Origin of the sequence: Moorena sp. SIO4A5 (assembly GCF_010672005.1) — a bacterium.
Lineage (GTDB): Bacteria > Cyanobacteriota > Cyanobacteriia > Cyanobacteriales > Coleofasciculaceae > Moorena.
The window spans coordinates 1-9,982 of sequence record NZ_JAAHHZ010000186.1 but is presented as its reverse complement, the minus strand read 5'-3'; the positions used below and the strand labels follow the sequence as shown (position 1 = coordinate 9,982).

12 protein-coding genes and 1 pseudogene are annotated in these 9,982 nt (G+C 42.0%); 5 read left to right on the top strand and 8 right to left on the bottom strand.

The genetic code is table 11. The annotated features are described in order from the left end of the window. A pseudogene (locus tag F6K57_RS31325) lies at positions 1 to 808 on the bottom strand (LamG domain-containing protein); the annotation flags it as partial. A 957-nt stretch (positions 809 to 1,765) separates the two neighbouring features. Continuing rightward, positions 1,766 to 1,933 (bottom strand): hypothetical protein, encoded by a 168-nt coding sequence (locus F6K57_RS31320; RefSeq protein WP_293023110.1) that lies wholly within the window; start codon positions 1,931 to 1,933, stop codon positions 1,766 to 1,768. A 171-nt stretch (positions 1,934 to 2,104) separates the two neighbouring features. Here F6K57_RS31320 and F6K57_RS31315 point away from each other — a divergent pair, with 171 nt between their 5' ends. Next, positions 2,105 to 3,022: a helix-turn-helix domain-containing protein gene (locus F6K57_RS31315; protein WP_293028153.1), complete on the top strand. Its 918-nt coding sequence runs from the start codon at positions 2,105 to 2,107 to the stop codon at positions 3,020 to 3,022. Between the two features lie 273 nt (positions 3,023 to 3,295). On the opposite strand, the gene F6K57_RS31310 is transcribed toward F6K57_RS31315, so the two are convergent. Further along, complete coding sequence (locus tag F6K57_RS31310) at positions 3,296 to 5,692, bottom strand: peroxidase family protein (RefSeq protein WP_293072033.1); 2,397 nt, start codon at positions 5,690 to 5,692, stop codon at positions 3,296 to 3,298. Positions 5,693 to 6,367: 675 nt separating this feature from the next. Here F6K57_RS31310 and F6K57_RS31305 point away from each other — a divergent pair. Together F6K57_RS31305 and F6K57_RS31300 are read left to right on the top strand one after the other, a co-directional pair. Continuing rightward, on the top strand, positions 6,368 to 6,553 hold the full coding sequence (locus F6K57_RS31305; RefSeq protein ID WP_293072032.1) for a hypothetical protein: 186 nt from the start codon (positions 6,368 to 6,370) through the stop codon (positions 6,551 to 6,553). Further along, positions 6,543 to 6,821, top strand: a complete 279-nt coding sequence (locus tag F6K57_RS31300) for a sigma factor (protein WP_293072031.1) — start codon at positions 6,543 to 6,545, stop codon at positions 6,819 to 6,821. The genes F6K57_RS31305 and F6K57_RS31300 overlap by 11 nt, the downstream gene beginning before the upstream one ends. 12 nt (positions 6,822 to 6,833) lie before the next feature. Here F6K57_RS31300 and F6K57_RS31295 read toward each other — a convergent pair whose 3' ends face one another. After that, complete coding sequence (locus F6K57_RS31295) at positions 6,834 to 7,055, bottom strand: hypothetical protein (protein WP_293072030.1); 222 nt, start codon at positions 7,053 to 7,055, stop codon at positions 6,834 to 6,836. Between the two features lie 31 nt (positions 7,056 to 7,086). On the opposite strand from F6K57_RS31295, the gene F6K57_RS31290 reads away from it, so the two are divergent. After that, the gene (locus F6K57_RS31290) at positions 7,087 to 7,449 is read left to right on the top strand and encodes a hypothetical protein (protein WP_293072029.1); all 363 of its coding nucleotides are present in this window, start codon (positions 7,087 to 7,089) and stop codon (positions 7,447 to 7,449) included. A 233-nt stretch (positions 7,450 to 7,682) separates the two neighbouring features. On the opposite strand, the gene F6K57_RS31285 is transcribed toward F6K57_RS31290, so the two are convergent. The 3 genes from F6K57_RS31285 to F6K57_RS42245 are packed head-to-tail and all read right to left on the bottom strand — an operon-like array spanning position 7,683 to position 8,567. Continuing rightward, positions 7,683 to 7,883 carry a hypothetical protein gene (locus F6K57_RS31285; RefSeq protein WP_293072028.1) on the bottom strand — a complete coding sequence of 67 codons (201 nt, stop codon included), beginning with the start codon at positions 7,881 to 7,883 and terminating at the stop codon, positions 7,683 to 7,685. Then, complete coding sequence (locus F6K57_RS42250) at positions 7,870 to 8,043, bottom strand: Uma2 family endonuclease (protein WP_364304820.1); 174 nt, start codon at positions 8,041 to 8,043, stop codon at positions 7,870 to 7,872. The genes F6K57_RS31285 and F6K57_RS42250 overlap by 14 nt, the downstream gene beginning before the upstream one ends. 17 nt (positions 8,044 to 8,060) lie before the next feature. Next, positions 8,061 to 8,567, bottom strand: a complete 507-nt coding sequence (locus F6K57_RS42245; protein ID WP_364304817.1) for a Uma2 family endonuclease — start codon at positions 8,565 to 8,567, stop codon at positions 8,061 to 8,063. 256 nt (positions 8,568 to 8,823) lie between these two features. On the opposite strand from F6K57_RS42245, the gene F6K57_RS31275 reads away from it, so the two are divergent. Beyond that, positions 8,824 to 9,024: a hypothetical protein gene (locus F6K57_RS31275; RefSeq protein ID WP_293028127.1), complete on the top strand. Its 201-nt coding sequence runs from the start codon at positions 8,824 to 8,826 to the stop codon at positions 9,022 to 9,024. Positions 9,025 to 9,319: 295 nt separating this feature from the next. Here the strand turns inward: F6K57_RS31275 and F6K57_RS31270 are convergent. Further along, on the bottom strand, positions 9,320 to 9,982 hold a 663-nt coding region (locus F6K57_RS31270; RefSeq protein WP_293072027.1), incomplete at its 5' end, for a homogentisate phytyltransferase.

The window sequence follows — 9,982 nt, the reverse complement described above, 5'->3', positions numbered from 1 at the left end:
TAGCAGAACTTAGGTTTGCCGCTTCTAGGGTCGCATTTTCACTCTCGATCAAGCCATCTTTAACAGCGATAGACCCTAATCCCCACTGCACTGTTTCTGGCTCCGTTTGAATCCGTAAGTCGATGGCGGGTGCATCTTCGGTATTCCTCAAGGAGCAATCATAAACCCATTCTCCCGACTTTTCTCCAAACCAGTAGAGCACCTGGGGTTGAAGAGGATTTGATCCAGGTTTGACCGTAAAAGTCGTCAACTCCAAATTGCCCCACGGTTGAATCGGGATTTCCTGAGGATTATTAGGATTGTAATTAAAAATTAGTTCAGAGCCATCGCTCAACCCTGCCTCAAGGACAATATCTTGACCAGAGAAAACCGCCGTCACTGTTCCACTGACAGTGACGGTTTCGGAATTAAGTTGCTGGGTAAAACTTAGATTTAAATCTTTGAAATGGGTTGAGCCTTCCGGACTAAATCCAAAAGAATCAGTCGATTGAACTCCTAACGTAAATGAATCGCTGTCGTAGGTTAGTTCAATAGTATAAAATGCATCGAAAGGTGAGGCTGGTAATCCGGGTAAAATTAGGCTAGCTTGATAAAGGCTCTTATCAAGGGGTGCTCCAGGTTTGAGAATTTGTGCAACTGATGATTCTGCTAAAAACTCGGAGATTGTTTGTTTGCTATAGCGTTCCTTATCGAGTCCCTCAGGGATTGTAATCCAATAGATCTGGAAACCAGTCTGAGCATCAATCTCGTATTTAAAGTAGTACTCAGAACCTAGACTCAATAATGTTATAAATCCGTATGCGAGCATAAAAACTCCCTTGAATTATATGTAATGATTCAGAACGTAAGGTTATGGAATCAAATAAGGAGCAAGTGCAGTTTTATCAAGTTGAGCCGGTCGAGCTTGCTCAACAAACTCTATCACAGACTACCCCTAAGCAGAGCATTTTTTTTACTTAACTTAATATTTACTTAACTTAATAAATTAGCCGATAGATAAATTAGCAGTATCCTGAAAAGGTTCCCGAGACCGAGAGCCACTCCAGGTTTTTCCTTGATGTCCTTGCTGTCTGCCTGGTTGACGTTTAGATTTTTCTCCTGTATCTTGTTTTTACTATTTCTGAGTAGGTCTGTTGATCGCAGTTTTGATGATATTTTGCGATCTAACTCTGCTAATTACAGGCAGTTTATCTATTTCTTTTTTCAGTTCTTCTATTGTTGCTTGCTGCTGATCTATCTATAGACTTCGCTGCAGTCATGAGCATTTCTACCACTTCCTCCTTCGGCAACTGGTTTAATCGTTCTATATCTAGTTTTTTCGTCTGGCATTTGGTCACGTTCGCAATACTATCCCCTTTGTATCGCTTTTGTCAATACCCCACTCCTTTTATCCTGACTTTAGTCAGGATATCAAAAACCTATCGCCAGTTAAAACCACTGTTAAAATTTAAAATTATGTTCATAATATGTCTTTTATTTGCTAGACTGTTATCCGTATATCAAAACGATAAATTTTTGATTTTTATATATAAATAAATGTAGAAATATGCAGAATATTACCGAAAAATAAATCAAATTCTATCATAATACTTTTCCCTTATTAAAACATTATTCAAGCATAAATTTACGGCAAATAAAGCAAACAAAAGGATGCATTAAATTCTTGCCAAAAATTAGCTGATAATTCTTAAGCATATGCGCTACGCGGACGCTACGGGAACAGCATTCAGCCAACTCAACGAAAGGATAAAGACTTACAGTGATATCAAGTTGCGGTCAAACTTATAACTTCCTCTTCCACCCATCTCCCCATCTCCCCATCTCCCCATCTCCCCATCTCTTTATCCAACCAATCTACTCTTTTTGAATGCAACTCGGTATAACGTGGAAATCCCCCAGCGCGAGGATTGTTCCTGCCGGGGGAGGATGCCAATCCAAACCATACCTTAGAATTAGAGAGTTTTCCTATTTCATCAGCAAATTGGCTATATTGTTAAGTTTTGATAAGTTTTGATAAGTTCTATGGTGAGATGCCCAGAGGATGTTACTATCCGATGTTTCTGTATAAAAATTGTTAACGTGGATTAATGGGTGGAGAGATTTGGTGAGCCACTTAAGTCTAGAGCAAGAGGAGCAACTCCAGAAAATAGGGACCTATCTCAGCCAAGTCAGGCAGGAGAAATCTATACCTATTGAGGAAGTCGCTAACAACACCTTTATTCGATTGCATATATTGCAAGCCCTTGAAGCAGGGCAATCCGAGCCGTTGCCCGAGCCAGTTTATATTCAAGGCTTTATTCGTCGCTATGCAGAGTTTCTCGGTCTAGATGGTCCAGGAATAGCCAAAACGTTTCCAGTTAATTCTGGATTGTCCTTGAAAACCGAGAACACCGAGAAAACTGAGAAAACCGAGAACACCGAGAACACCGAGTCTGGTGGGTTAGTCTTGTATACCAATATCTCCTCAGAAGAGAACTCTGAGACTCCAACCTCTCCTCAAAAGATTCCTAGGATTGTAGCCAAAAGCAAGACTGTTAAAACTGTAGCCAAAAGCATACAACCCTATTATCCTTACATCATAATAGTAAGCTTGGTCAGTGTTGCTGGTGGACTAATTTATCTACTCAACACCGTGTTCACCTATATCACTAATCGACAGATCGAAAACTCATCAGTTGCCCAGGACCAGACAATCCCCGATAAACCAGAACAACCAGCACCAGCCCCTAAGCCCGAACCTAAACCACCCCCCAAACCCAAACCTGTCCCATCTAATCCATTAATTAAAGTACGCTTGAGTATTACAGAGCAAACTTGGGTACGAGTGGTAGTTGATGGCAAAATCGAGTTGGAAGAAACCTTACCCAAGGGATATCAGAAAACCTGGATTGCTAAACAAAAACTGACTGTGAGGTCAGGGAATGCGGGAGGTGTTTTGTATACTGTGGATCAACAGCAACCAAAATCCCTCGGGGAACGTGGTGCTGTTGTACAGAGGAGTTTTAGCTTAGCTGCTCAGTAGATCAGTGGTGCATCTTTTTGTTGTAAATCTATAACTAGAGGAAGTGTGGGGAGGGTGGGGAGAGGGGGAGATGGGGAGATAGGGAGATGGGGAGCTTGTAGGGTGGGCAAAAAGCGTTTGGTTCAAATCAGTATTCATGATTAGATTACTTTGCCCACCCTACTTTAATTGGGATTTTTTTTCACGCCAGCTTGTAGGGTGGGCAAAAACCGTTTGGTTTAAATGAGTATTCATGATTAGATTACTTTGCCCACCCTACTGGAAGATGAACTATTATAAAAGAGTAAGATCAATCACTAGATCGTTAAAGTCGCGATCGCGTAGCGGCTCTGTTAGAGCATCGCTTTCTTCACTGTCATTACCACTTAAATCTTCAAAGGCGAATGTGAATTTGTTGTCACTGCTATTTCCAAGTTCAAGGATATGGCTCATGCCATCACTGTTAGCAGCTGTGAAAGCAAAGAATACCTCAGCATCACCATTTTCAAAATCATCCAAATCCCCATCTGTAACTAAGTAGGGAGCTAGGATAGAGCCTCCTGGAAGAGTAACATCAAAATTTACCGTGGTCAAGTTTTCGTCTACCTTGAAGTCAACCACGCTGGCATCAATGGCCGCTTCTGCATAACCGTCTTGGCCAGGAGTAAGAGATTGACCCGTGATTGGATCAATTATCGTTCCCTGTTGATCAGCAATTAGATAAAAGCCAATTAAATTGTCATAATCCGCCTCTCTAGTCACAGTTGCTGTAGCTTGTCCCGAAAAGCCGGTTAAATCTAGCAGTCCATCAGAGGAGGGATTGTTGTCGGAGCTGATTATAAAGGCATTGTCTGCAATTGTAGTAATTTCGGTGTTGAGCTTGATAATATCAGCAAACGTCACTTCCTTAATGGCTGCAATTTCCTCTTGGGTAAAGAAACCGCCATCTTCAATCGGTCTCTCGAACCAAAAGCGGTCAGCATCCCGTATCCGCTCGTATTGCTCCCATAGCATTGCTTGAATAGTTTCTCCGGCACCGGAGGGAGCAACAGCATCTTCTGCAAACAGCCCAATCAATAAGTCGATATCTTCTACAGTCTGGTAGAGCTCGTCGAGAGTATTTGCCAACTCTGCATTTGAAGTAATTTCCGCAAAAGTCGTTACCCGTGGTAGACCGAGACTTGCTCGCACTTGGTTATAGTCAGCCAAGCCATGATCCCTTCCCCGTTGCTGATTAGCAGAGTAAAGGTCAAATCCGATCGCTCCTGGTACTAAAGCGTTGCGCAGGTCAAAAACTATATTAGTATCAACGTCTTCAGTAATTGTTTGACTGGCACCGCGCAAGATATTATCTATATCGCTACTATCATTAATATTGGGTGAACTAAATGTTCTTAATAATTGCAAACTTGTGAGATTACCATCAGCATCAATAGTGTCTATACGGTTATTAGTTTGGGTATGACCAACACGAAGACCAGCAGCAGCAAACTCACTAGTGATTTCTGGAGTTTGATTAGAGTTATAGCTGCTGTAGTCAGTGATCACATTACCCACCATCAGGGGGAGCCACTCGTAGAGAACAATAGCTTGATATTGGGCAATATTAATCTGGCGAGAGCGTTGAAATATCTGCTCATCTGTCCAGTCAGGATGAAACCGATAAAGTTCTTGGGCAAGGCGGTTATGGTTACGCATCCAGAGGGTATGCTGGGATGCCAAACTATCGTTCTCGTTAACCCGTGTATCCCCCGCTAGAAAACCCACATCCATAAAAGCGCCTTTACCACTGATCAGTTCTCCATCAGCACCTGTGATGTTAAGGGGTAACAAGTCGTCATTAGTGGTAACTGTTTCATCCGAGAAGACGTTGAGGCGACCTTCTGAAAAAGCACGAATTGCTTGATATTCTTCTTCAGTAGACCCATAAACTACAGAAAGATCAAGCCAAGAGGTAACAATATTAATTGCTTTTCCTGGGCTCCCAGAGACTCCAGTACCGCTGAAAAACGCATCCCGTTCAAAGTCAAACTCCAAGCCACCATCTGCCTGTGTAGAAATTTCTTGAGTGGGAGGAGTGTTTGGTGGAAAATTAGGGTCATCGGCGGGAATGTCAATGGGGAAATTGAGCAATTCTAACCGGTTTTGGTTCTGTTCTTTTGACCCATTCGCTGCTAAATCAGTGTCGTGGTTGACGAACTGACCAAAAGCCCAAATGAAAGCGCTTAAGCCATTACCATTGGGATCAGACTCTCCTTCTTCTAAGTTAGAGGTAGCATTGCTGATCACTCGGGTACTAGGGCGATCGGGTGGGTTAAGCAATACAAAGGGCGCATCAGATACATTGCTTAAGCCCTCTGTATTGGATATGACATTCAATCCCAATCCATTTAATCGGTCTGCTTCGGCTTGGGTAAATATGGGAATGGGTTGGCGCGTAACAGTATTGCCATCTATACCGATCAGAGCATTGCCTTCTGCATCAAATGCTATACCCGCCGGTGACTGGATTCCGTCTTCATACTCAATTGGACTCAAACGCAGCAAAGGCGTATTAGGGATACCCAAAGAGACTTGGTCTAAATTATTCCTACTGCCGTCGATCAGGCGAATGGTAATCCCTTCATCGTTTACAACTAATGTGCTGTCGGCAAATGGGTCTCGTTGAAGAACACTGTTGAGATTTGTCATAACATTTAAATAAACCTAAGGCTTATCTATAAGAGTTCCCAACTGTAAGGAAAAAATACTAATAATCTCGACCTGAAAGTATTGCTGTTTTTAGGTAGTTTTATGGTTGACCTCTAGGGTTGACTGTGCTTAGCTGACAAACGTCACAAATAAAGATTCTGTTACTTTTAGAGCTTATGAAAGCTTAGATTATAGATTTCAGTAGCGCTAATTTTTTAAAAAACTAAGATAGTTTGATGCCTAAAATAGAGGTTTTTATCAGGCTTTATTCGATACCAATTTAATTTTTAGTGAGAGGATTTTAAATACTTTTATATGCTCTAGATATAATATTTCATTATCTGATATGTTTTTTTGAATTTTTTACATTTTATCCTGTTACCTTTTGCATTTTACATTTTATACTGTTGCCTTTTTACTTCTGCCTTTTGCCTTCTGCCTTCTGCCTTTTGCCTTTTGCCTTGCATCCAATACATTTTGCTTATTACCAGCGGATGTGGTATAATTAATTATTACCTTAAATAAAGTTAAAAAAAGATAAAGAAAAGGCTTCAATAAAATTTACAAAAATCCTAACTCAAGGGCTGACTGGACTTGACGGCTTAAGTTAACGAACGTCACTTGTATAACTTGGGCGAATAGGTCAAACTGGTTTTCGGTGGATCAACAGGACTTATGCAGGCAACAAACCAAGGTTTTCATGGCCAATGGCGCGAAAATGCCGAAAACGAATCTACCGCTGCTTGGGTGGAGCCCCTCCTGGAAAAACTGTCTACTGGAGACCGTACGGCCTTTTGGCCCCTCTGGGAACAGTATCAAGACTATCTTTACCATCGCGCTCTGCAGCTGGATGGGGGGTAATCGGTCTCAAGCCCAAGATGCTGTTTCTGAGATTATGCTCAAGGCTTGGGAAAAATTGCCCAAATTTGCTGCAAAGATTACCAATCTCAAGGGATGGCTGACTAAATTTGCCCATAACTGCTGTATAGACTGCCATCGAGAAAATAACTCTGGGACAATAGGAGTAGAAAACCTCGAAGCGATGAAGCGAAGCTTCCGCCAAAGGCGATCGCAGTGGCAGAGGGCAATGGCTTGGTTACTGAATTTGATACCCCAGAAAAGCTTGTAGAAAAGAGGGTAATTATTCGGAGATCAAATTAGAGACAACGGCAGAGGAAATAACGTCACTGGTAGAGCAAGAATCTGTTGCAGCAAAGGTAATCTCTATTAAAAAAGCTCCTAATCCCCCATCAACTAAGCTCACCGATAGCAATCCTTGCCCGATGGATTGGGTAAAACCGCGATCGCTCAAACCAATGGTATAATAGGATTTCCAGACAAAACCACCAACTTTAACTTGCATAAAATAGCAACAATAAACAGCAATCAAAAACATGAATACAATCAAAACTAGCCTCAGCAAAGTGTTAACTTTAGCCGTAGTAGCACTAACAGTAATCGTCACCTTCGCGCTTAATCCCGGGGAAGCACTTGCCGGGTATTGCTGTGGAGGAGATGTCACCTACCTGCAAAATCCCGATGAGCACTTTTGCTTAGTTGAAGTTACTCCTGGTTATGACTATCTGTTTGCTAAACTACACAACGAATCTCCCGAGCGAGTAAAAGTAGTAGACTCAGCTACAGGCCAGCCAACCTTCATATCCCCAAATGAGGATATAGTCCTGCCCCTGCCTGAGTATGGTGTCTTCTATCTAAAGGAAGGAGACGGACCAGTGGACTTTTACTGCGAAAGATAAAAGCAGCAAGCCGGTACACGAGGTAATCAATTATTTCAGCTAATTTTTACCTGAAATAACCGAACTTTGAAATTGATTATCTAAGGTATCGCCGCTCAATATGTTACAACGCTTAACCACTCCACGCTATCTGTTAGCCAAGGAGTACAAGGTAATAACCTAAAATATCAAAGCCCCGGTAGATTCTAGTAATTTAGGTCTGGTCGGGGTGTTTTTCTGTTAGTATTCAGCCATCAGTGGTCAGCCGTGAGCTTTTCGCTCACGCTGCGCGAACAGCTTTTGTTATTCAAAACTCGTGCGTGGCCAAGGCCAAAGCCTGTGCCACGCTGTGCGAACGACGCTGGTAGGTAGCGCATTAGCTGATAGCTGATAGCTGATAGCTGATAGCTGATAGCTGATAGCTGATAGCTTACCAATTCATTACCAAAAACCATCAAGTGTTAGAATAAAATTAGGCAAAATTGGTTCTCCCAATAATTTATTAGGCTGCTCTAATACTACTTTAGTTTTCCCACACTGATAAATCTCCACTTGCTTGGCTAATCGGTTGAATAACCAACCCAATTTTACCCCATTATCTAAGTATTCCTGCATTTTTAGTTGGGCTTGTTTCAGGCGGTGGGAGACATTAATTCGATCACAAAATCTGGTGCTAGGGGTGGAAATTTTTCCCGTTGTGCCAGTGTCAGATCCTCCCATCTTTCCCGCTTAACCCAAGCTACATCTGGTGAACGATCAGCTCCGTTAGGTAGATGAAATCCTGTGGATGAATCAAACACTATTCCCAGTTGAGATTGTTCATTCCAGATTCCCAAACGAATCAGGAGATTAGCATTTCTTGCTCCTGTTTCTCCACCGGTTGGAGCGATAATTCCCAAATCTCCTTGTACGGTTCGCTCTACTTTCCAGTCGGGATTAGCACAACACAGGTCGTAAAACTGTTGGGATGTTAGTCTGGAATTTTCTGGCATCCTCAAGATTGATTGTGTCATGAGCAAAGGGAATAGGGAATAGGGAATAGGGAATAGGGAATAGGGAATAGGGAATAGGGAATAGGGAATAGGGAACAGGGAACAGGGAACAGGGAAGACAATCTTGTGTACCTGATAGTTATGCAAACCGCTGTAACTATATTAGTTATTATAGCAAATCTAAATTTATAGGATAGTTTAATACTTACGTTTTAGGAGCGAATTATTTTAATAAATACTAGTTAATAATTAATTAGCGTGTATATAGCATCTATTTCAGAATATCGCTGTTTTTTATTAATCCTAAAACTCCCCAAAAAAACTTTTAAAAAACCCTTGACAATTATAATAATAATTATTACAATAATCATTAAGTTACCACAATGAGTTCAATTGTTAAATTATGCGACAAGGATTTACTCAAAACTTCAAAAAACAACCTGCTCAGCACACTCTGAAAGGGTCTCGGGAAGCAGTAATTTATAGTATGCAGAGGATGTATGCCCTAGGGTATGCCGAGATTTGCGAATGGACTCCTCTGGAACCGACTGACGTTCCAGGCGAAGTGATGACTACACTAAACAAGTATTGGCTGTTGCCATAACACCTTAAATTTCTGGGGGGTTTCCCCCCAGTCAAAGGTTCCGGTCTGCTAACATAGGATCACATCAGGTTAGGTTTGGTAACTGAGTGACATAGCGATGCAGCGCACCTAACAACAATTTCAACGGACTTATTGTGGAGTTGAAATAGCCGTGGATAGTATTTCTACGGCTATTTTTTTGTAAGTTTATGCGCTACGCGAACAGCTATCAGCTATCAGCTATCAGCTATCAGCTGACGGCTGACGGCTGACGGCTGAATGCTTACGCGCTGTTGATTCGATTAATTGAGAAACCCTATAGTCTAAAAAGACAAGCTGCTGGGAAAATCAAATATTCCAGGAAAAACAGTTTCCAGATAAACTGATAAAAACTAGCGATCGCATTTTTATCCTCCAAGTCTACCTGGTAAGAGCGCCACCACATTACTGCCAATGCTACCAGATGGGTTCCTACCAAGAAGAGGATATTTACTGAACCGAGGAGCAGCACACTAGCTAGCACCATGGCGAGATAGCAAGCAGTAATCACTCCCCGTGCTATATTAAATACCGCTAATTTACCGAGGCGGATGGTAAAGGTAGTGATATTGAAAAGCTTATCCCCATTGATATCTGGGACATCTTTGAATATTGCGATCGCAACGGAAAACACTAAGATAAACCAGGTCAATGCCCACACTGCTGCGGTAGGCATCATCACTTGTCCCTGTTGCAATGCCCAACTAAAGTGTAAAAACAGACCTACATTAACGATTGCTCCCCGTACTGAAAAAATACATAGTGCTGCCCAAAAGGGAAACCGCTTCAGCCGGACCGGTGGCAAGGAATAGCATGTACCAATTGCCAAACTAATACTGACCATCAACAACAACCACGGCCCGAATAACCAAGCCAACAGTAGCGCTAGGATACCAGTTACCGCCACAATCCCCTGACCTAGTTGCAGAGAAAACTCCCC